Origin of the sequence: Mycetocola saprophilus (genome assembly GCF_000718085.1) — a bacterium.
GTDB lineage: Bacteria > Actinomycetota > Actinomycetes > Actinomycetales > Microbacteriaceae > Mycetocola > Mycetocola saprophilus.
Map to the genome: position 1 here is coordinate 1,119,399 of NZ_JOEC01000002.1, position 21,076 is coordinate 1,140,474.

Genomic DNA, 21,076 nt, shown 5'->3' on the forward strand with positions numbered 1-21,076 from the left:
CATGACCCAGTCGAATCAGACCCCCGCCCTGAGCGCGCTCGACATCGCCGCGCTGCTGGGACTGCCCGCCCCCACCGCCGAGCAGATCGCGGTGATCGAGGCCCCGCTGGAACCCGCCCTGGTGGTGGCCGGTGCCGGCAGTGGGAAAACCGAGACCATGTCGAATCGGATCGTCTGGCTGCTCGCCAACGGCCACGTCCGGGTGTCCGAGATTCTCGGGCTCACCTTCACCCGCAAGGCCGCCGGTGAGCTGGCCGAGCGGGTCCATCAGCGCATTACCCAGCTGCGTCAGGCGCTCGCGGATCGGGGCGGTCAGGGTGTCGAGATCGACGTGCTCGAAGCCCCCACCATCGCGACCTATAACGCGTTTGCCAGCGGCCTGTTCCGGGAGTATGCGGCGCTGATCGGTCGGGAGGCCGACGCCACGGTGATCGGTGAGGCATCGGCCTGGGCGCTCGCGCGTCGGGTGCTGATCGAGAGCACGGATCCGCGGCTGGTGGAATCCTCCCGCCCGTTGCCCGCGCTTGTGCAGGGGGTGCTGCGGGTCTCCCGCGGAATCAGCGATAACGATGTGCGCGAGCACACCGCGAAGATCGTTGCCCTGGCCGAGGAGTTCCAGACCCTCACCGAGCTGCCGATCAACGACGAGACCACCGGCAAGCGTAAGCGCAGCCCGAATAAGGACCTGGTGGCCGCGGCCGCCGATCTGGCCGAGCTGCCGATGCTGATCGAGCTGGCCGAGGAGTATGCGGCCCGCAAGCGCACCCGTGGGTTTATCGAGTTCTCCGATCAGGTCGCGCTGGCCCTGGAGATCGTGCGCACCCTGGAGCGGGTAGCGGTCGAGTATCGGGCCCGCTATCGGGTGGTGATCCTGGATGAGTATCAGGACACCTCGGTCGTGCAGACCGAGCTGCTCTCGCGCCTCTTCGGTGGGCACGGGGTCATGGCCGTGGGCGATCCCAACCAGTCGATCTACGGCTGGCGCGGGGCCTCGGCGGCCAACCTCGCCCGTTTTTCCCGCGACTTCTCGGTGGCCCGGACCCCGGGATATCGCCCCGCGGACACCGCCGCGCGCTTCACCCTGTCTACGTCCTGGCGAAATCCGGGCCTGGTCCTGGACGCGGCCAACGCCCTGGTCGCCGCCCTGCCGGTGGCCGAGGGCGTCCCGGTCAAGACCCTGGCCCCGGCAACCTTCGCCGGTCCCGGTGGCGTGCGCATCGCCTTCGAGCAGACCGTCGAGGATGAGGCGGAGGCGGTGGCCGAGTGGTTCGCCGCCGAGCTGGAGCGTCCGCGCGGGGACACGAAGCGCGGCGAGAAGGCGCGCTCGGCCGCGCTGCTGTGCCGCTCGCTCAAAAAGGTGGATCCCTTCCTCCGCGCCCTCGAAGCCCGCGGGGTTCCCTACCACGTGCTCGGATTGGCCGGACTGCTGGATCAGCCGGTAATCGTGGACCTGGTGTGCGCGCTGCGGGTGCTGCACGATCCGAGTGCCGGATCCGAGCTGATCCGTCTGCTGGCCGGCGGCCGCTTCCGCATCGGCCCCCGCGATCTGCGCGCGCTGGGCAACCTGGCCCGCTGGCTCGGTGAGCGCGATCACCGCCTCGCCCGGGTTCCCCAGGAGGTACGCGATAAGCGCTTCGGATCCGCCGATGCCGAGGACAACCCCTCGCTCGTGGACGCCCTCGACTTCCTGGAAAACGCGCCCGCAGACCACAAGGCGCTGGCGGATTTCACCCCCATCGCGCTGGAGCGCATGCGCGAGGCGGCAACCCTGCTGACCGGACTGCGTCGCCGGGTGGGCCTCGGCCTGCACGAGTACGTGGGCCTGGTTGCCCGGGAGCTGGGCCTCGACCTCGAGGCCGCGGCGAATGAGCACCAGGTGCTGGCCGGGCCGAGTCTTGAGGCGTTCGCCGAGCAGATTACCGCGTTTTTGCAGGTGGACGAGACCGGCACCATCGGGGCGTTCCTGGAGTGGCTGGAACAGGCCGAGCAGCATGAAAATCTCAGCCCACGCGGCGAGGAGCCCGAGCCGGGGACCGTTCAGGTACTCACGATCCACGGGGCCAAGGGCCTGGAGTGGGACAGCGTCGCGGTCCCGCGCATGGTGTCCGGGGAACTCCCGGGAACCCCGCGCAGCCGCCGCGGCTGGACCGCGTTTGGCGAGCTGCCCTATGCGTTCCGCGGTGATGCCGCCGAGCTGCCCGAGCTCGCCTGGCGGGGGCTTGAGAGTCAGCCCGCATTCGAGCTGGCGTATGCGAGCTTCGGTGACCAGATCGACACCCAGCACGCGCACGAGCAGCGCCGCCTGGCCTATGTGGCGGTCACCCGGGCCAAGGACACGCTGCTGCTCTCGGGATCGTTCTGGACCAACGCGGTCAAGCCGCGCGAGCCCGGGGTGTACCTCTATGAGGTCGCCCAGGCGGTGCCCGTGGCCTGGGGTGGGGATGCGCGCTATGAGGATCCGAGCCTGCCGTCCTCGCCGCTGGAGGAGGAGAACCCGCGCACCGACCAGATCCGCAGCCTGGTGTGGCCGCGGGATCCGCTGGGGGAGCGACGCCGGGCCGTGACCGCGGCTGCCGCGGCTATCCGGAGCGCCGATCCGCGTCCGCTCGATCCCGAGAACCCGAGCGAGGACGCCAGCAACGTGGACCTGCTGCTGGCCGAACGTCACCACATCCTCACCGGCGGCCCGGCCCGGGTCGACCTACCCGCGCGCATCCCCGCATCCAGGTTCAAGGACTTCGTGGTGGACCCGATTCAGGCGGCCGCGCGCATCGCCCGCCCGGTGCCCGAACGTCCCTACCGCCAGACCCGCCTGGGAACCCTGTTCCACGACTGGGTGGAGAACCGCGCGGGGCTGATGGGATCGCGGGAAACCATCGACGCCCAGATGTGGGAGATTGACGATGAGGAGCTCGGCGGAACCCTGGCCCCCGTCGCCGAGGCCGAGCGGGAACGTCTCGAGGAGCTGCAGGCCACGTTCCTGCGCTCGGAGTGGGCGGACCTGGCACCGATCGCGGTGGAAATCGAGATCAACTATCGCCTGGCGGACAAGCTGATCATCTGCAAGCTCGACGCCGTCTATGAGCGCGAGGGGCGCATCCAGATCGTCGACTGGAAAACCGGCAAGGCACCGCGGTCGGATGAGGAGCTGCGCGAGCGTCAGTATCAGCTGGCCCTCTACCGCGAGGGCTATGCGCGCTGGACCGGAACCGACCCGCGCCTGATCGACGCGGTGTTCTACTACGTGGCCGATGACCGGGTGCTGCGACCGGAAAAACTCTCCGACGCCCACGAGCTGGTCCGGGCCTGGGAGAGGGCGGTGGCAACCCACTCGATGTAACCTGCGTATGGCCCCCAAACGGGGCCTATCGCGGGATGAATTGACCCCCTATTCTGGGCACAGATGACCGGTCCAACCGGTACCGGCCGCAACCTGGTCAGGGGGACCAATGAGCGAACAGCGTCGAGAAGTAATTATTTTAGCCGCGGGCAACATGATCGCGGAGTCCGGCCTCGCCGGTCTCAGCATCGCCGCGGTTGCACGGAACGCGGGATTTGGGCCCGCCACCGTGTACTCACTATTTCCTGCCAAAAATAATCTGATCGCCGCGGTGACGGTGAATGCGTATTCGGTGATGGCCGCGCGGATTCGCCAGGCGATCGGCCACGATGATCCCTTCCGCAGCCAGTGGTCAGCGGCCGAGCGGCTGGACACCGTGGTGCGTGAGTTTGCCCGGGTTGTGCTGGGTGAGCGCGCGTTTGCCACCGCCCTCATTCATGAGCCGGCGGGCCCCGAGGTGGTGCGCGAGCGCGTGTACTGCCGCCGGGATGCCGCCAATCTGGTCGAGGAGATCCTGCGTGACGGCGTCGAGAGCGGGGAGCTTCCCGAGCAACCCACCGCGCTGATTGCCGGGGCGATTGTGGGTGCCCTGATCGAGGGACTGGTGGGTGGGAACTCGCCCAGCTCCGCCGAACTCGCCGGAAGTCCCGCGGGGGAGGGTGCGTGTGTGGACGCGCTGTCCCGGTTCGTCCAGGGTGCTAGTGGCGTCCAGGGAGAGCTTCTCGCCGCATAGGCTCCGGCGCTGAAACGCCGCGATCCGAGGAAAACGGATCGCGGCGTTTCAGCGTTATCTGGGTAGGTGGCCGACCTAGCGGTCCGAGCCGCCCGAGGGAATCTCGCGGGTTTCCTCCTGATCGGGATGAACGGTTCCCGAGGCCCCCTCGGCGTTAGCCGCGGATTCGAGGGCGTCCTCACCCAGCACATCCTCGGGGAGCGCAATCGGGCCGGTCTCGTTGGAGACGGCCGATTCCTCCTCGAAGTCGTAGGTGTCGGTCTCCATGCCGATCTGCGCGGTGGAGGGCGTGGTTTTAGGGGTGCTCTTGAGCAGGGTTTCGACGTCACCCACGGCGAGCACCGGGTCCGCCTCGGGATTGATCGGCTCGGACAGGTTGCCCAGCACGCTGTCCACGAGACCGTCGAGCAGCCCCACGGCATCCTCGATAACCTCCTGATTGCGGGTGTCCAGCCCGTGCAGGAGCCAGCGAGCCAGCTCCAGCTCGGCGTGCAGCAGCGCCCGCTGACGGATGAACCGGTCGGGGGTGCGCGTGCAGGACATCCGGTAGGAGGCGAAGACGTCGTCGGCGGCGTCGGGGGCGGCGCTGAGCCAGTGCAGATCGCGCGCCGGGTCGCTCACCCGCAGACCGCTCCAGCCGACCAGTCCGCTCACCACCGGTCCGACCTCGTGATCGGTGATCAGGAAGGATTCGGCGCTCAGGGTTCCGTTGACCACCACGGGCTGGAACTGCCACAGGCTGTCGTCGTTGGCCGCATCACTCCAGCGCTGGCGGATCGCCGCGGGCAGGCGTCGGGTGGACGCTGCGCGCTCGATCACGTTCAGGGCCTCGTTTCGGCACTGCGCGGCGGTCAGGGCCGGCAGCCCGATCTCGGTCACGAAGGATGCGGGGAGGGTGTGAATCGCGGCGATGGCCCCGCCGATCGAGGTGGCGACCCCGTCCCCCGGGGGAATGTATGCGGCGGGTACATGGAATCCGGGCAGGAATTTGGAGACCACGATCCGGCCGGGGCTGGCCGGCGCCTGGCCGATCACGGTGGGGACCTCAAACGGCAGACGGCTGCGAATGCCCGCGGTCATGGCCTGGAGGGCGATGAGTTCGATGGCCTGTTCGCCGGCCGCACGCTCGTTGCTGGGGATGCGCACCACGACGTCCTCGTCGGTTCCGGTACGCAGGAGCGCCGAGTCGAAATCTCCGGATCCATCAAGTGCCAGGGTCCCGCTTGCACGCACCTCGAGTCCGGGCACCGCAGCGGTCGCCAACGCGGCTAGAGTTAAATGCGATCTGACCATGTTCTCTAGGTTAGATCGCGACGACCCGTGATGCGGGCCGCCACGCCCGTTCACAGAGGGAGCCCATGTCCAATCATCTTCAGGCCGCAGCCGACAATTCGGACCGTTTCGGCATCCTCGCCGACCTTCCACTCTCCCGCAGCGAGATCGACCGCGACTACACAACCCGCGAGAATCCGGACCTGGCGATCGACTTGCTCGCCGATGCCGATGCTCGCTACCTGCTGATGCGCGCGGGCACCACGGCGGTGGAACACGGTCGTTTGCGCCTGTTCCGGGCGAGCGAACTGCCCGCCGATGTCGCGACCCTTCCGCCGACCTACCTGGGCCGCGCGCTCCGGGATGAGGCGGGTACCCCCGCCGGGGCCCGCATCGTGAGCCTGGATCTGGACGTGCTGAACGCCGGCGATGCCGCCGGTAGCGAAGCCGATGACGCCGCCGCCCGGGTGCACCCGGGCGGTGAGTGGGGGAGCCTGCGGGACTTCGGGGCGGTGTTTGAGGCGCGCGATGCCGGCCTGCTGACCGAGGCCCTGGCCCTGGTGAACTGGCACCGGTCGAGCACCTTCTGCTCCCGCTGCGGCCACCCGACCGAGGTTCGTCAGTCCGGATGGTCGCGACACTGCCCGAGCTGCGGGGCCGAGCACTTCCCGCGCACCGACCCGGCGATCATCGTGCTGGTCACCGACGCCGAGGACCGGGTGCTGCTGGGTTCCAATGCGCTCTGGCGGGCGGGACAGTACTCGCTGCTGGCCGGGTTTGTTGAGGCGGGGGAGTCGCTGGAGCAGGCAGTGGTCCGGGAAATCTTCGAGGAGGCCGGGGTCCGGGTTGTCGACCCGCGCTATCGCGGATCCCAGCCCTGGCCGCTGCCGCGCTCGCTGATGCTCGGTTACACCGCCCGGGTGGCCGCGGATCAGGATCCACTTGCGGTCACCCCCGACGGGGAGGAGATCCTGGATCTGCGCTGGTTCTCCCGCGACTCTCTGCGCGCCGAGGCGGGCACCCTGACCCTGCCCGGAACCACCTCGATCGCCCGCGCCCTGCTGGATGATTGGCTGAGTGCCGACGGCGGTGGAGACATCGCCGCCGCCCAGGCCGACCGCTCGGGACCCGCCTGGGCATGAGTATGAATCTTCAGCCGGTCTCCACCGATCCCGAGGCACTGCTGGCGGGGCTGGATCCCGAACAGCGTGTGGTGGCCGAGTCCCTCGGCGGCCCGGTGTGTGTGCTCGCGGGTGCCGGCACCGGTAAGACCCGTGCGATCACCCACCGGATCGCCTACGGGGTCGCGACCGGCACCTTCGCGGCGAACCGGGTACTGGCCCTGACCTTCACCACCCGGGCCGCGGCCGAGCTGCGCTCCCGGCTTCGGGTGCTCGGCGCACACGGGGTGTCCGCGCGGACGTTCCACTCGGCGGCGCTGAGCCAGCTGAACTACTTCTGGCCGCACACCGTGGGCGGAGCCTTCCCGACCCTGATCAGCGGGAAGGGCAAGCTGCTGGGACAGCTCGCCGAGGCTCGCCGACTGCGTTTGGATACCGCCGCGCTGCGCGACCTGGCCGCCGAGATCGAGTGGCGTAAGGTCAGCGGGCTGAGCATCGAACAGTATGCGGCATCGGACCGCCCGGGCATCGGCTCGATCTCCCTTGAGCAGGTGGCGACCCTGCAACAGGGATACGAGGACCTCAAGGACGAGCGCAAGCAGCTCGATTTTGAGGACGTCCTGCTCACCTGCGTGGGCATGATCCACTCCGAGGCCTCGGTGGCGATGCAGGTGCGCGAACAGTTCCGACACTTCGTGGTGGATGAGTACCAGGACGTTTCCCCGCTGCAACAGCAGCTGCTGGACGCGTGGCTGGGACCGCGCAATGATCTGTGTGTGGTGGGTGATGCCAGCCAGACGATCTACACCTTCGCCGGGGCACGGAGCTCCTATCTGTTGGATTTTGAACGTAACTATCACGACGCCACCATCGTGCGCCTGGAACGCAACTATCGCTCCACCGCCCCCATCATCAAGGACGCCAATGCGCTGATGCGTGGGCGCGCGGGGGCCCTGGAACTGCGCGCGGCGGATACCGCCTCCTCGACCGAGGGCCCTGGTCGTCCGGCCGCGACACCCGCACCGATCACCGCCCGCTTCCGTGACGACCTCGCCGAGGCGCGCGGGGTTGTGTCCCGAATCATCGAGCTGCATGAATCGGGCACCGACCTCGCCGACATCGCCATTCTGTTCCGGGTCAACGTGCAGTCCTCGGTGTTTGAACAGGCCCTAAACGAGGCCGGCCTGGCCTTCCGCATGCACGGGGGTACCCGCTTCTTTGACCGCCCCGAGATTCGTCAGGCGCTGATGGAGCTTCGGGGGGCGTCGGTTTCGATCGTGGGGGAGCCGCTGTTCAAATCGGTGAGCGACGTGCTGCGCGCCCACGGCTGGACCGTGGACCCGCCCGAACAACCCGGTGCCCTGCGCGAACGCTGGGAGGCGCTGAATACCCTGATGGACCTGGTGGATCGTGCGGCCCCGGGCACTACCCTGCGCGTATTCACCGACGAACTTCTGGAGCGCCAGGCCGCGGGGGCCGAGCCCACCCAGCAGGCGGTCACCCTGGCCACGATGCACTCGGCCAAGGGCCTGGAATGGGAGACGGTGTTCCTGGTGGGGCTCAGCGAGGGCCTGGTTCCGATCAGCTATGCCACCACCGAAACGATGGTGGATGAGGAGCGTCGACTCATGTACGTGGGCATCACCCGGGCACGCTCGCGCCTGATGCTGTCCTGGGCGGAGGGCGCGCCGCGCGGCAGCGGAAGCCGGGTGCCGTCCCGCTTTCTCACGGAAATGGGGCACCCGACGCGCTAGTGGGGAACGCCGAATCCGCGGCCCCACCGGTGGGGCCACCGGTGGGGCCATCCGCCGGTTCGCCCACAGTGCCGCCTGCGAGACCGCCGGCCCCGCACGCGCACTCCGGGTGCGGGAACACCTGCTCCCGACGCCCGAGTACCGAGGTCCCATCCACCACCAGGACGCCCGCGCGAAGCTCGCGGCTCTCGGAGCGCAGCCGGGCATGAACCGCCGCGAGCACCGGCCCCACGGCCAGGGCCGAGAGCGGAGGCCCGGAGCTCGCGGCGAGCGTCCGATGCGCCTGGATCGCCAGGGACGCCCAGGTGGGATCCCGCGCCGCCGCCGACCGCTGCACACACCCGATGCAGGGCCCGCGGCCCGGCTCGACCAGCGGGCCGATCCGTATCTGTCGCTCCCAGCAGACGACGGCCAGGTGCGGTACCTCCTCGGATATCCAGGGAACATAGCGGTGGGGTGGGATCACAAAGTTATCAACCAGCACCACGAGTGCCGGGCGTCGGGTGGTGGCCAACGTGGTGCGTGGCGGGTCCAGGCGCGTGGCGTCGGCGGTCTGGGCAATGGCGCGCACGAGCGGATGCGGGTGCCCGCGAACCTGCCCCAGCACCGCCCAGCGCGGAACCCGTGGGCGTCGGCGTCGAGATGTCTCGGGGCGTGGGTGGTCCTCCAGCGCCGGACCAAGTGCGCCGAGCAGCGCGTGGACCTCCGACGAGCCGAGCCCGCTCTTCGCCCCGAGCTCTTCCAAGACGGGGACGGTAGCCCCGGCACCGAGGGCACCCAACAGGTGTTCCTGGGCGGGGGTGACCCCGGTCAGGGTCACGGCGGCGGGCGGGTCAAAACCGATCTGAAATTCTGTGGGAGTGCGCCAGAGCAGCGGAAGGGTGGGGTTCAATTTGATCATCATGAACCGAGTGTGCGCCCGTGCACTCCGGATCACCCGAACACGCGCTGTGTGAATGAGGCGCACCCGGAGCACAGGTCCCGCCGCCTGACGTGTATGGCACCAACGTGCCTGCCCGTGCGACTGGGCGCGCACCCGCCCGCGGCCCCAAGCCGAGCAGCAGCCGGACAAACCACACACGCGCGGGCCCCGAGGGGACCCGCGCGTGTGTCGGAAATCAGCGAAACTAGGCCGTGGGAGCGTCCGGCTCCGGATCGGTGGGTGCCGTCGAGGTTCCGTCCGCGCCGTCGGTCCCGGTACCACCATCGGCGGCATCGGCATCGGCATCGGCATCGGCACTGTTGGTCCCGTCGGTGCTGCCAAACTCTCCACGCAGCAGCGCATCCAGCGCATCGTCCATCTCGTCACGCTCGGGTGCCTCGCCGCGGGCCAGCGCGGTGAGGCGGGCAATGAAGCCCGCGGGATCGTCGATGTCCTCGGCGGTTGGCACCAGGTCGGGGTGTGCCCAGAGCGCGTCGCGCGCCTCGGTGCCCACGGCCTCGGTGACCGCCTGCCACAGTGCCGCGGCCTCGCGCAGACGACGCGGACGAAGCTCCAGACCCACCAGCGCGGCGAAGGCCGATTCGGCGGGTCCTCCGGTGGCCCGACGGCGACGCACCGTCTCGGCGATCGCCTGGGCCCGCGGCAAACGCACGGTCGCCTGGGCGGTTACCACGTCCACCCACCCCTCGATCAGAGCCAGGGTCGTTTCCAGGGATGCCAGCGAGGCAAGCTGCGCCTCGGACTTCGGCGGAATCAGCGAGCCGTTGCTCAGCGCGCTGCGCAGCTGCTCGGGGTTGCTCGGGTCGAAGTCCTCGGCCAGGGATTCCATCGCGTCGATGTCGATCGAGATACCGCGGGCAAACGCGGTAATCGCGGAAATCAGGTGCAGACGCAGCCAGCGGGCATTGCGGAACAGGCGGGCATGCGCGAGTTCGCGCACGGCCAGGTAGAGCTGGACCTGATCGGTGGGGATGTCGAGGCCCTCGCCAAAGGCGGCGATGTTCTGGGGGACCAGGACCGCGTGGTTATCCTCCATCAGCGGAATGCCGATGTCGCCACCGGATACCACCTCGCTAGAGAGCTGGCCCACCACCTGTCCCAGCTGCATCGCGAACAGGGCACCGCCCACGCTGCGCAGCATCTGACTGGCACCGGCGATCATCCCGCGCAGCTCCTCGGGTGCCTGCTCCTGCAGGACCGTGGCCAGGGCATCGGAGATGCTGCTGGCGACCGGCTCGGCCACCTCGGTCCAGACCGGCATGCTCAGTCGCGCCCACTCGGCACGGCTCACCAGGGTCGGGGAGGCGCTCAGCTCGGAGAAGGTGGTCGCGTCGGCGAGCCAAAGCGAGGCCACGTTGAGGGCCTGTTCGAGCGCGTGACGCTGATCTTCGGGGGTATCCACGCTCTGGGCGTTGGCGATCTGGCGGGCCTGATCTCCGGCCACACCCCAGTTCACGCCACCATCGGTGGAACCGCGCATCGCGTTTTGTAGCTGGCTCAGCATGGCCGACAGCGCGGCGGGATCGGCGGGCAAACCGGCGGCACCGGCGAGCTGGGACGGGTCGATCCCGCCCTGTCCGGAGATGAACCGGTTTAGCATTTCGCGGAACTCGTCCTCGGGGTTGCCTGCGTTTTCGTCTGGCACGTGTGCCACCTTTCCGAATGCTCCAAGTAGCCCTTTCTACGCTACAGGTAGGTCCCGAAGCGTCACCGGTTTTTTGGGCAATTATCGTCCGCCCGCCGCGAACAGTGCCGGTACCGCGCTCAAAACCCGGGCCGGCGTGAATTCGTGGTTGGATGGAGGGGTACCGCTTCCTAGGGAATGGACCCGATTATCAGCCCGCACACCCCGGATCGCCCGGCCGACGACCCGTCGGCCGGATTGTCGCGCGATGCGGACGCGGTGGATCCGGCCCAGGCCCTCCCCAGCTTTCCGGCACCCCCGGATCGCGCGAGCACGAGTACCCCCGAGCCCGAGACTTCGCTGCTTCCCGAGTCAGAAATTGTGCCGCTGCGTCCCAACCTGGCCCTGGCGATCATCGGGACGATCCTGTTTCTCCCGGTGGGGGTCTTCGGACTCTGGCAGACCATTCTGGCCCGACGCGGCCTGGCCTCGGGAGCCGGAGCGGTGGCGATTCAGCGTGCCGGTCGGGGACGCACCCTCTCGATCGTGGCCGTCTGCGTGGGTGCCCTGGGCTGGTTGATGCTGGTTCCGCTCTGCATCCTGCTGGGATTCGGGGTCGCGGTGAACAGCGGGGGACTCGCCGGCACCCGCATCGTCGATGTGAGTCCCGCCGAGGGAGCTCGCACCGTGAGCATCGAGCTGCAGGCAGCCTCCCCCGAGCCCGCCCGCTATACCGTGCTGCGTCCCGATGGCTCGGAATACTCGGACACCCTGACTGCGCTGGAGCCTATCCGCCTGGACATCGCGGTGGGCGACTATGCGGAGATTCGGGTGATTAGCGATCGCTCCGAGGGAGAGGTCTCCTGCACGGTGCGTGATGAGGACGATGAACTCACCACCCAGCACGGATCGGGGTTCGCACTGTGCGGCGTCGCCGGTGTGGAGTGAGCGGATCTCAGTGAACTTGAGGTTTCCAGGCCCTAGTCTGGATATCTACGGCCCATCACGGATCCTGTGGTGCGGCTTTGTCTTGAGGAAAGGCCCCCGTGTCGCTATTTGAACAGACCCTTGCCGCACAGCAGCCCGACCCGCTTGCGCGTCGTCGCCGCACCGGTTGGGTGTTTCTGCTGGTGGCGATGGGCCTCCTGCTGATCCTGGCCTTCGCCCCGAGTACCTATCTGGTGCAGCAGCCCGGTCCGGTGGAAAACACCCTGGGGACCACGACAATCAAGGACAAAGAGGTCCCGATTATCGAGATCAACGGCGAGCAGACCCATAAAACCACCGGTAACCTCGACCTGCTGACAGTTCAGCTGCTTGGCGACCGTGAGCGTCCGGCCACCTGGCTCAGCGTGATCGGCTCCTGGTTTGACCGGGAGCGCACGGTGGTCCCCATTGACGAGATTTACCCGGCGGGCGTCACCACGGATCAGCGCAACGAACAGAACCAGCAGCTGATGGTGAGCTCGCAGCAGGACGCCATCGCCGCGGCGCTGAAGCACCAGGGATACGCGGTGCCCTCGCACCTGCGGGTCACGATGATTCAGGGTGGTGCCCCCGCCGACGGCAAACTCCGGGTGGGTGACGAGGTGATCTCGGTCAACGGAACCCCGGTGGAAGACCTCGAGGGCGTGCAGAAGCTGGTCAAGGATAACGGGACCGAGAAGGCCCTGACGATGGAGGTCACCCGCGATGGTGCCCCGCTGAAGATCGACATGACGCCGACCCTGGCCACCGCGAGCGACGGATCCAAGCGCGCCGTGATCGGCGTGGGAACGGGAGAGGTGTTCGACTTCCCGTTTGAGGTCAAGATCAACCTGGCCGATATCGGTGGACCCAGCGCCGGCATGATGTTTGCCCTGGGGATCATCGACAAGCTCTCCGGCGATGACCTGACCGGTGGCACCCACGTCGCCGGCACCGGAACCATCGATGCGGCCGGAAACGTGGGCCCGATCGGCGGTATCCGGCAGAAGCTGTACGGTGCCAAGAACGCCGGGGCCACCTACTTCCTGGCCCCCGCCTCGAACTGTAACGAGGTGGTGGGTCACCTCCCCGACGGGCTGCGGGTATTCTCCACCGAGAAGCTGACCGACTCGCTGAAGGTCCTGGACACGATCAAGAACAAGGGCGACCTCGACGCCCTGCCCACCTGCAAATAACGGGTGCCGCGGTGCCGACCGGGAGATCCCGGTCGCCACCGTTGTGTGGCGGGACGTTGCCACAATCAGCGCGTGCGCACCTCCCGCTCGATCCACTCGGCGAAGGACGTGGCCTCGCGTCCCAGCACCGTGCGGACCCCGGTGCTGAGGTAGGCATCCTCGCCGTCGCGGATGCCGCGAAGCATCGCGAGTCGCCAGCGAATGTACTCCTCCGGGACCCCCGCGGCGCGCATCGATTCGCGATGGCTGTCCTCATCCTCGTTATCAAAGCCTGCGGGAATGCCGGTAGCCGCGGCGATCATCCCCAGCGCCCGGGTCATCGAGAGCGCCCCCGGGCCCGAGAGTTCGATGACCCCGGTATGGATCGTCCCCGCGGCGGATGCGGACTCGACCAGCACGGTGGCCGCAACCTCGACGATGTCGCGCACGTCGATAAAGGGCTCCAGCCCCTCGCCCAGCGGTGCCCGAACTCGGCCGTCGCGGGGCACAAACATGGCCTCGGTGAAGTTCTGCGCGAAGTGGGTGGGGCGCAGAATGGTCTGCGGGATCGGTGACCGGGCGATCGCGGCCTCGGCGCGGGCCACGTTGCCGTCGGGCAGAAACTCCACCCCGCGAGCCGAGAGCAGCACCGCGTGGGTGACCCCGGCATCGAGGGCCCGGTCGAGGAACGCGGTGAGCGCCGGGGACCAGTCCCGGGCCGAACCAGGGCCCACGATGAATACGCCGGTGATGTCCTCAAGCGCGGTGCCCCAGGTTGTGGGATCGTTCCAGTCAAAGGGGATGGCGGTCTGGCGGCCGACGGCGCGGACGCGCATGCCCGCGGATTCGAGGTGGGTGGCGAGTCGGCGGCCCACCTTACCGGTGCCGCCGAGAATCAAAAATGCTGTCATGGGCCCAGACTAGAAACACCCAAGGCTCCAAACAATGCCTGTTTAGCTCGAAAACATTCGTCTGCGTCTACGATGGGGGCGTGGATGTTCTCTCGGAGGAGCTGAGTCAGGCTCGGGCTCGCGGTGCGGTGTTTTCGATTCTGGATCGCCGTGCCCCCTGGGGCCTGGGCTTTTCGGGCGGTCGCGCGCTGACGGCGCACGTGCTCTTGCGGGGCACGGGCCTGATCGAGATCCCGGGAATTCCGGCGCTGGATCTGGCCGCGGGGGACGTGGTGCTGGTCACCGCCGGCACACCCTACGCGCTGGTGAGTGCGCCCGGGGCCTCGGTGGAGCCCATCGGCGAGGCACGGATGCGGGGATCGGATGAGTCTGCGGTCCCCGATGCGCGCATACTCTGCGGGGCATACCGGATGGAAGGCGGGTTGAGCGAGGCCTTCCTGGCCACGCTGCCCCGGGTCGTGGTGCTGCGCTCGGGGGAGCTGGAGCCCGCCCATCGTGCGCTGGTGGAGGTGATGGCAGCCGAGGCCGATTCGGGGGAGGACGGCCGTCAATCCATCCTGGATCGGATTCTTGATCTGATCCTCGTCTACTCGCTGCGCACCTGGTGGAGCCGGCCGGACAGCCACGGCCCCGGGTGGTACCGTGGCCTGGCCGATCCGCTGCTCGCCCCGGCCCTGCGGGCGATTCATCGGGACCCCGGCGCCGCCCACTCGGTGGATGCGCTGGCCGGGATCGTCGGTCTGTCCCGCGCCGCCTTTGCCGCGCGGTTCCGAACGGTGGTGGGGGAGCCGCCCGGACGCTACCTGACGGTGCTGCGGATGCGTCGAGCGGCCGATGCGCTCACCCGTGGCGAGGCATCACTCGCCACGATTGCCGCCGAGGTGGGGTATGCCAACGAGTACGCGTTCTCCACCGCGTTTCGGCGGATCTATGGAACCTCCCCCGGTCGCTGGCGTCACCTGCGGGGCATCGAGCCGGACTAACTCACCGGGACCGCGCTTGGGTGCGGACCTGCCCGGTTTACGTGCAACGATGTCCGCTACCGCACTGCCTGCAGAATCTGTTTACGCTGACCGCTGAAGTCCAATCCGACTCCCTGCGCGACACCGGGGCGATCACCGGATGCCTCTTCGGGAACCTGGCGCTGGAAATGCGCGGGCAGGATGAGGTCATTCGAGACCGGCTGCAGGTCATCTTTGAGGAGCAGCTGGATCTGATCGAGGCCGCACTCACCCAGGCCGTCGAGACCGGAGATCTCGCACCCTCGCTGGTGCCGGCGCGGGACACCGCCCGCGCGCTGGTCGCTCAGCTGGAGGGGCTGGTGCTGTTTGCCAAGGTGTTCAATGATCCCGCACAACTGGATCGTCTCTGGATCACCAGCCTGAACATTCTGGGAACAACCGGCGCCGCACCGGTTACACCGGCCACCCCCGAAGTGGGTACAGCCGCCTCCTAGGGGAGTGCCGAATGCGACATGAAATTGCGTCGCCGGGCGGGCCACGCCCGGCGTTTCCCGCGTAGACTGGGGTAACGACCCCGAATACCAACGAAGGCCTACTGTGACGTCAGCATCAAATACTGCATCAACTTCAGCCCCCAGAAAAAAGAGGTCTCCCCTAGCCCTGACCGTGATTATCGTCGGCGTGCTCGTCGTCGCATTCTTCGCGTTCTCCGGCTTCTACACGGACTTCCTCTGGTATGACCAGCTGGGATTCACCGAGGTGCTTGCCACCCAGTGGATCGGGACCAGCGTCATGTTCCTGATCGGATTTATCGGCATGGCGGTGCCGGTGTGGCTCAGCATTCAGCTGGCCTACCGCCTGCGGCCGGTCTACGCCAAGCTCTCCAGCCAGCTGGATCGCTATCAGGAACTGATCGAGCCGCTGCGTCGCCTGGCGACCTACGGTATTCCGGTAGTGCTGGGCCTCTTCGCGGGTCTTTCGGTGGCCGGACGCTGGAAGGAGGTTCTGCTGTGGTTTAACTCGACCCCCACCGGAACCACCGACCCGCAGTTTGGCCTCGACGCGTCGTTCTACATGTTCGAGCTTCCCTTCTTCCGCGGCGTGGTGGCCTTCGCCTCCGCCGTGATCCTGCTCAGCCTGATCCTCACCGCCGTGGTGTCCTACCTCTACGGTTCGATTCACCTGAGCGGTCGCGAGCTGCGCATCTCCAAGCACGCCCGCGTGCAGATCGCCGTTCTCGCCGGCGTCTACCTGCTGCTGCAGGCCGTCTCGATCTGGCTTGACCAGTATGCGACCCTGACCACCGTGTCCAGCCGGTTCACCGGTGTGAACTACGCCGATGCCAACGCCACGATCCCCGGCAAGATGATCCTCGCCGGCATCGCCGCCCTGGTGGCCATCCTGTTCTTCGTAACCGCGTTTGTCGGCCGCTGGCGTCTGCCCGTGGTGGGTACCGCGCTGCTGCTGGTGTCCGCGCTGGTTCTGGGCCTCGCCTATCCGGCGCTGGTGCAGCGCTTCCAGGTTCAGCCGAACGAGAAGGCCCTGGAAACCCCCTATCTGCAGAAGAATATCGACCTGACTCGGGCAGCGTATGGGCTGAGCGATGTCCAGGAGATTCCGTATGCCGCGACCACCGACGCCGAGCCGGGCGCGCTGCGTCAGGACGCCGAGACCACCGCTAACATCCGGATCATCGACCCGGCCGTGGTGACCAAGTCGTTCCAGCAGCTCGAGCAGTTCAAGCAGTACTACAGCTTCCCCAAGGTACTGGATGTGGACCGCTATGAGATCGACGGCCGCAGCCAGGACGCCGTGGTCGCCGTGCGTGAGCTCAACCAGGCAGGCCTGGACGCCAACTGGGTGAACTCCTCGCTGGTCTACACCCATGGCTACGGCCTGGTTGCCGCCTACGGTAACAAGCGCTCCTCCGATGGTCAGCCCGTCTTCATGCAGTCGGGAATCCCCTCCACCGGTGAGCTGGGCAACTTCGAGCCGCGGGTGTACTTCGGCGAGCAGTCGCCGCGCTACTCGATCGTGGGCGCTCCCAAGGGAACCGACCCGATCGAGCTGGACTACCCGGCCAGCCGCGAGGGTGACCAGCAGGCCTACTACACGTTCACCGGTGATGGTGGACCCAAGCTCGACAACATCTTCAAGAAGCTGGTGTACGCGCTGAAGTTCCAGTCCGAGCAGATCTTCCTGTCCTCGGATGTGACCAACGACTCGCAGATCCTCTATGACCGCGACCCGGCGGCCCGCGTGAAGAAGGCGGCCCCGTACCTCGACCTGGACTCGGACCCGTACCCCTCGGTGGTGGACGGTCGGATCGTCTGGATCGTGGATGGATACACCACCTCGGCCGACTTCCCCTACTCGAAGACCGTGAGCCTGTCGAACTCGATTCAGGACTCCGAGGGCGGACAGTCCTTCGCGCTGGATGACATCAACTACATGCGCAACTCGGTCAAGGCGACCGTGGACGCGTATGACGGTTCGGTGAAGCTCTACGCGTGGGACACCGATGACGCGATCCTGAAGACCTGGCAGAAGATCTACCCCAACACGATCCGCCCGATCTCCGAGATGAGCGGTGACCTGCTGAGCCACGTGCGCTACCCGAGCGACATGTTCAAGGTGCAGCGCAAGATCCTCGGTGACTACCACGTCACCAACGCCGGACAGTTCTTCTCGGAGACCGACAAGTGGATCACCCCGTCCGACCCGCAGTCCAAGAAGGATGACCCGCGTCTGCAGCCGCCGTACTACCTGACGATGCAGATGCCAGGTCAGGACAAGCCGAGCTTCTCGCTCTACTCGTCCTTCATTCCGCCGGGCAAGGGTGAGGACAGCCGTAACGTGCTGACCGGCTACCTGGCCGCCGATGCGAATGCCGGAAACGAGAAGGGTAAAAAGAGCGCCGACTACGGCAAGCTCCGATTGCTCACGTTGACCTCGGGGGACGCGATCCCCGGACCGGGTCAGGTGCAGAACACGTTCAACGCGAACCAGGAGGTCTCGAAGGAGATCAACCTGCTGAAGCAGGGTCAGACCGAAGTGATCAACGGTAACCTGCTGACGGTTCCCGTGGGTGGCGGTCTGCTCTACGTCCAGCCCGTGTACGTGCAGTCCAGCGGTACCACCAAGTTCCCGCTGCTCCAGCGAGTGCTCGTGGCCTTCGGTGACAAGATCGCGTTCAAGTCCACCCTGGATGAGGCGCTGGATGAGCTCTTCGGTGGTGACTCGGGTGCGAGCGCCGGAGACGGTGGCATCGTGCCGACCGAGCCGGGTGGGACTGAAAACCCGGGAACCGAAACACCGGATCCCGGAACCGAAACCCCGAGCACCAACGCCCCGGTAGACCCGGCTAAGGCCGAGGCCCTCCGCACCGCCCTGAATGATGCCGCCCAGGCTATGAAGGACAAGCAGAAGGCGCTCGAGTCGGGAGACTGGGCCGCCTATGGCACCGCCGACAAGGCGCTGAGTGACGCGGTTGACCGCGCCAACGCCGCGCTGAAGTAACCGGCACCAACACGAATGGCGTCATCCCTCGGGATGGCGCCGTTCGTGTTTTGGAGCGGGGGAGGGCTCGCGCCACGCCGAGAGAATCGCTCGATTGGCGCTTCGGGGATCTACTGGGTAGAGTAATAAACGTAACGCGGGATGGAGCAGCTCGGTAGCTCGCTGGGCTCATAACCCAGAGGTCGTAGGTTCAAATCCTGCTCCCGCAACCATGTGGTAACACCAAAATCCCCGGATCGGAAGATCCGGGGATTTTTGCTGTGCTGAGCAGATCGTGCCGAGCTGGCCGTGTCTGCTGCGGTTCCGGTGCCCGCTGCGGTTGTTGCGGTTGTCTCGGTTGGTTCAGTTCCTTCAACCACCGCTGTTGGCGAAGGGGCCGGGGGACGCGCCGACTCCTGGCCTCGAATTGGCTCGCGTGCGGGGCCGTGATAAGCTGACATACGTAACGCGGGGTGGAGCAGCTCGGTAGCTCGCTGGGCTCATAACCCAGAGGTCGTAGGTTCAAATCCTGCCCCCGCAACCATCGCGACAAGATCGCAAGAAAAGGCCCCCGGTTTCCGGGGGCCTTTTGCTTTGCCTCGTCGATGCGATGTCTCAGTCGATGCGATGTCTCAGTCGATGCGATGTCTCAGCCGATGTGATGTCTTAGCCGATGCCAAGCCTCGGGTAGCGTCATGTCCTGGCCGCGTGCGGCGACGGATCACATGACTCGCTATTTCACCTGCGGACAGAGTGCCGTCAGTTTGCCCACCTGCGTGGTGAGGTCGGAGAACACCGTCTTAGCCTCCGCGGCTAGGTCTGCCGCCTGTTGAGCCCGCTCGATCAGCTGTGCCGGGTTGAGTCCCGAGGTGTCGCCGAGCGCGGCGAGCCGGGTTGTGACATCTGAGGCACGCGTGATCTGCTCGTTGATTCCCGTGAGCGTGGCGGAAATCTCGCCATTTGTGCTGGCATTCAGGGCCCTGGTCACGGAGTTTGCATACTCGGTGAAATAGTCCGCGGCAGTCCCATCCAGCTGCAGCGCGGGCAGCTTGCCGAGAACCGGCACGATCGCCGCACAGTCCTGCGCCGGTGCGGTGCTGGCTGCGGACGCGGGGGTCTTGGAGGACTGCTCGCTTTCGGAGAAACCGGGTAGGGCCGAGCACCCGGATAGGACGAGTAGCCCGGCGGTGGCGGACGTCACCAGTGCCCCGGGGCGCAGGCGTGGGCGTGAATGTGTGCTGGTCATGATTCCCCCGAGGAGTAGTGAGAGCCGACGCGACCGCGTAGGTAGAGGAACGCTACCAGGGGTTCCCGCGTGTTTCGTGGGACGCCGGGGCGTCATGGGTGTGATGCTCGCCCATGAGCTCTGCCGGGGTGCCGTTCATGCCGACAGTCGAGCCGCGACATATCGGCATACGGTATGCGACACGGGCCCGGGTAAGAACTGTCGCCCGCCATAGTGTGGATCTAGTGATTCACCCGGTTTGGAGATTCGGGTTCAAAGAGCCGGCACCCCAGAAATGTGGTGTGGGATACGCGGTCGGGGGACCTCGTATCACGTGGATCATTCGGGTCGGCCGTTACCTTGGGGGGACACGGCCGACCATTAGCCTGAAACGATCCGCACCGGCACCGACCGCACGCTCCGGTCCCGGTGCGGATCGAATTGGTTGGGCAGGTCCAGCCTCCCAGGAGGCTCGCTCATCGCGGTTACGGGCCTGGCGCCCTGCACGTCCGTGCACCACGCCGCGCGGTCTGCCATCGCCGCGTTCCCGCGGCTAGGGTGGAATTTATGACCGTCGAGACCCAGGACTCAGCCATCGTACGCGTGGCCGTCGGACAGTTCGCCCCCGATGACCAGCCCGACCATAATCACACCGAGATGCTTCGCCTCGCCCGCGCCGCGCGCGACCGCGGTGCCGAACTGATCGTGTTCCCCGAGTACTCGGCCTGGTTCCGCCCGCCCTTCGGCCCGGAAGTTCGTGAGTTCGCCGAACCCCTGGATGGACCCTTCGTTCGTCGGGTCTCGGCAACCGCGCGCGAGCTCGGACTCTGGATCGTTTTTGGGATGTTCGAATCCCTCGGCACGGACCATGTCTCCAACACCGTCGTGGCCATCGACCCGAGCGGGCGCATTCAGGCGCGCTACCGCAAGCGTCACCTCTACGATGCGTTTGGCACCCGGGAAAGCGACTGGATCGCCCCGGGGGACACCTCCGGCCCCGACGAGCTCTTCCGGATCGGCGGGCTGACCTTCGGGCTGCAGACCTGCTACGACCTGCGTTTCCCCGAATCCTCGCGCGTTCTGGTGGACGCCGGCGCCGATGTCATCCTGGTGCCCTCGGAATGGGTTCCCGGCCGGCATAAGGAGCACCACTGGATGACGCTCACCGCGGCGCGCGCCATCGAGAACACCGCCTATGTGGTGGCCGCCGATCAGAGCGCCCCCGGTGGCATCGGTGCCAGCGTGATTGTGGACCCGGCGGGCATCGCCCTGGCCACCCTCGGCGCCGAAACCGGGCTCGCCCTGGGTGACCTCGATCCGGCCCACATCGAGGCCGTGCGTGAAACCAACCCCGCGCTCTCGCTGCGGCGTTACCGTGTGCTTCCGCGGGCCGGGGCTCCGGTACCGGTAAAAACCGACTAGAACCGCGGAATTACGCGAAATTTCGCTACCAATCGTCGTTCCCCGTCGCGAATATGCCCCCCAACTGGGGCCGCATTACCGGTCCTAATCTGGGGATAAACCTCGGAAATACGGGTGAATTGCGGTAATC

The 21,076-nt window shown here is 67.0% G+C and carries 15 protein-coding genes and 2 tRNA genes; 12 read left to right on the forward strand and 5 right to left on the reverse strand.

The features are described 5' to 3' along the window. Position 1: 1 nt before the first annotated feature. Both IE92_RS0110940 and IE92_RS0110945 read left to right on the forward strand, forming a co-directional pair. Positions 2 to 3,340, forward strand: a complete 3,339-nt coding sequence (locus IE92_RS0110940) for an ATP-dependent helicase (RefSeq protein ID WP_030149608.1) — start codon at positions 2 to 4, stop codon at positions 3,338 to 3,340. A gap of 109 nt (positions 3,341 to 3,449) precedes the next feature. After that, positions 3,450 to 4,073: a TetR/AcrR family transcriptional regulator gene (locus IE92_RS0110945; protein WP_081863885.1), complete on the forward strand. Its 624-nt coding sequence runs from the start codon at positions 3,450 to 3,452 to the stop codon at positions 4,071 to 4,073. A 75-nt stretch (positions 4,074 to 4,148) separates the two neighbouring features. On the opposite strand, the gene IE92_RS0110950 is transcribed toward IE92_RS0110945, so the two are convergent. Beyond that, complete coding sequence (locus tag IE92_RS0110950) at positions 4,149 to 5,336, reverse strand: phosphotransferase (protein ID WP_051701588.1); 1,188 nt, start codon at positions 5,334 to 5,336, stop codon at positions 4,149 to 4,151. Between the two features lie 95 nt (positions 5,337 to 5,431). Between IE92_RS0110950 and nudC the strand changes: the two genes are divergently transcribed. Continuing rightward, on the forward strand, positions 5,432 to 6,487 hold the full coding sequence (gene nudC, locus IE92_RS0110955) for an NAD(+) diphosphatase (RefSeq protein ID WP_081863884.1): 1,056 nt from the start codon (positions 5,432 to 5,434) through the stop codon (positions 6,485 to 6,487). After that, positions 6,484 to 8,220: an ATP-dependent helicase gene (locus IE92_RS0110960; protein WP_211250779.1), complete on the forward strand. Its 1,737-nt coding sequence runs from the start codon at positions 6,484 to 6,486 to the stop codon at positions 8,218 to 8,220. Before nudC ends, IE92_RS0110960 begins: the two co-directional genes overlap by 4 nt. On the opposite strand, the gene IE92_RS0110965 is transcribed toward IE92_RS0110960, so the two are convergent. Together IE92_RS0110965 and IE92_RS0110970 are read right to left on the reverse strand one after the other, a co-directional pair. After that, the gene (locus IE92_RS0110965) at positions 8,192 to 9,124 is read right to left on the reverse strand and encodes a TOMM precursor leader peptide-binding protein (RefSeq protein ID WP_030148543.1); all 933 of its coding nucleotides are present in this window, start codon (positions 9,122 to 9,124) and stop codon (positions 8,192 to 8,194) included. The two genes, IE92_RS0110960 and IE92_RS0110965, sit on opposite strands and share 29 nt — an antisense overlap. A gap of 223 nt (positions 9,125 to 9,347) precedes the next feature. After that, a complete protein-coding gene (locus IE92_RS0110970; RefSeq protein ID WP_030148544.1) occupies positions 9,348 to 10,808 on the reverse strand; it encodes a zinc-dependent metalloprotease in 1,461 nt (486 codons plus the stop codon). 177 nt (positions 10,809 to 10,985) lie between these two features. Here IE92_RS0110970 and IE92_RS0110975 point away from each other — a divergent pair, with 177 nt between their 5' ends. Further along, positions 10,986 to 11,735: a CD225/dispanin family protein gene (locus tag IE92_RS0110975; RefSeq protein WP_030148545.1), complete on the forward strand. Its 750-nt coding sequence runs from the start codon at positions 10,986 to 10,988 to the stop codon at positions 11,733 to 11,735. A gap of 98 nt (positions 11,736 to 11,833) precedes the next feature. Further along, on the forward strand, positions 11,834 to 12,949 hold the full coding sequence (locus IE92_RS0110980; protein WP_030148546.1) for a YlbL family protein: 1,116 nt from the start codon (positions 11,834 to 11,836) through the stop codon (positions 12,947 to 12,949). Positions 12,950 to 13,014: 65 nt separating this feature from the next. On the opposite strand, the gene IE92_RS0110985 is transcribed toward IE92_RS0110980, so the two are convergent. Beyond that, positions 13,015 to 13,839 carry a Rossmann-fold NAD(P)-binding domain-containing protein gene (locus IE92_RS0110985; RefSeq protein ID WP_030148547.1) on the reverse strand — a complete coding sequence of 275 codons (825 nt, stop codon included), beginning with the start codon at positions 13,837 to 13,839 and terminating at the stop codon, positions 13,015 to 13,017. 80 nt (positions 13,840 to 13,919) lie between these two features. On the opposite strand from IE92_RS0110985, the gene IE92_RS0110995 reads away from it, so the two are divergent. The 5 genes from IE92_RS0110995 to IE92_RS0111015 all read left to right on the forward strand — a co-directional run bounded on the left by IE92_RS0110995 (position 13,920) and on the right by IE92_RS0111015 (position 18,843). After that, positions 13,920 to 14,822: an AraC family transcriptional regulator gene (locus IE92_RS0110995; protein ID WP_030149605.1), complete on the forward strand. Its 903-nt coding sequence runs from the start codon at positions 13,920 to 13,922 to the stop codon at positions 14,820 to 14,822. A gap of 41 nt (positions 14,823 to 14,863) precedes the next feature. Next, entirely contained in the window at positions 14,864 to 15,295 is a 432-nt protein-coding gene (locus IE92_RS0111000) for a TetR family transcriptional regulator C-terminal domain-containing protein (protein WP_156027511.1), read from the forward strand. A 103-nt stretch (positions 15,296 to 15,398) separates the two neighbouring features. After that, a complete protein-coding gene (locus IE92_RS0111005; RefSeq protein WP_030148550.1) occupies positions 15,399 to 18,320 on the forward strand; it encodes a UPF0182 family membrane protein in 2,922 nt (973 codons plus the stop codon). Between the two features lie 135 nt (positions 18,321 to 18,455). Beyond that, a tRNA-Met gene (locus IE92_RS0111010) sits at positions 18,456 to 18,532 on the forward strand. Positions 18,533 to 18,766: 234 nt separating this feature from the next. Then, positions 18,767 to 18,843 (forward strand) — tRNA-Met (locus IE92_RS0111015). 189 nt (positions 18,844 to 19,032) lie between these two features. Here the strand turns inward: IE92_RS0111015 and IE92_RS0111020 are convergent. Further along, entirely contained in the window at positions 19,033 to 19,545 is a 513-nt protein-coding gene (locus IE92_RS0111020) for a hypothetical protein (RefSeq protein ID WP_156027512.1), read from the reverse strand. A 546-nt stretch (positions 19,546 to 20,091) separates the two neighbouring features. Here IE92_RS0111020 and IE92_RS0111025 point away from each other — a divergent pair. Next, a complete protein-coding gene (locus tag IE92_RS0111025; protein ID WP_043321538.1) occupies positions 20,092 to 20,946 on the forward strand; it encodes a carbon-nitrogen hydrolase family protein in 855 nt (284 codons plus the stop codon). The last annotated feature ends 130 nt before the right edge of the window (positions 20,947 to 21,076 follow it).

Bases quoted from the DNA above. Each gene is read 5' to 3' on its own strand.
- IE92_RS0110975 (WP_030148545.1), top strand. From the start codon at position 10,986: ATGGACCCGATTATCAGCCCGCACACCCCGGATCGCCCGGCCGACGAC.
- IE92_RS0110960 (WP_211250779.1), top strand. From the start codon at position 6,484: ATGAGTATGAATCTTCAGCCGGTCTCCACCGATCCCGAGGCACTGCTG.
- IE92_RS0110940 (WP_030149608.1), top strand. From the start codon at position 2: ATGACCCAGTCGAATCAGACCCCCGCCCTGAGCGCGCTCGACATCGCC.
- IE92_RS0110965 (WP_030148543.1), bottom strand. From the start codon at position 9,124: ATGATGATCAAATTGAACCCCACCCTTCCGCTGCTCTGGCGCACTCCC.
- IE92_RS0110985 (WP_030148547.1), bottom strand. From the start codon at position 13,839: ATGACAGCATTTTTGATTCTCGGCGGCACCGGTAAGGTGGGCCGCCGA.
- nudC (WP_081863884.1), top strand. From the start codon at position 5,432: ATGTCCAATCATCTTCAGGCCGCAGCCGACAATTCGGACCGTTTCGGC.
- IE92_RS0110945 (WP_081863885.1), top strand. From the start codon at position 3,450: ATGAGCGAACAGCGTCGAGAAGTAATTATTTTAGCCGCGGGCAACATG.
- IE92_RS0111020 (WP_156027512.1), bottom strand. From the start codon at position 19,545: ATGACCAGCACACATTCACGCCCACGCCTGCGCCCCGGGGCACTGGTG.
- IE92_RS0111025 (WP_043321538.1), top strand. From the start codon at position 20,092: ATGACCGTCGAGACCCAGGACTCAGCCATCGTACGCGTGGCCGTCGGA.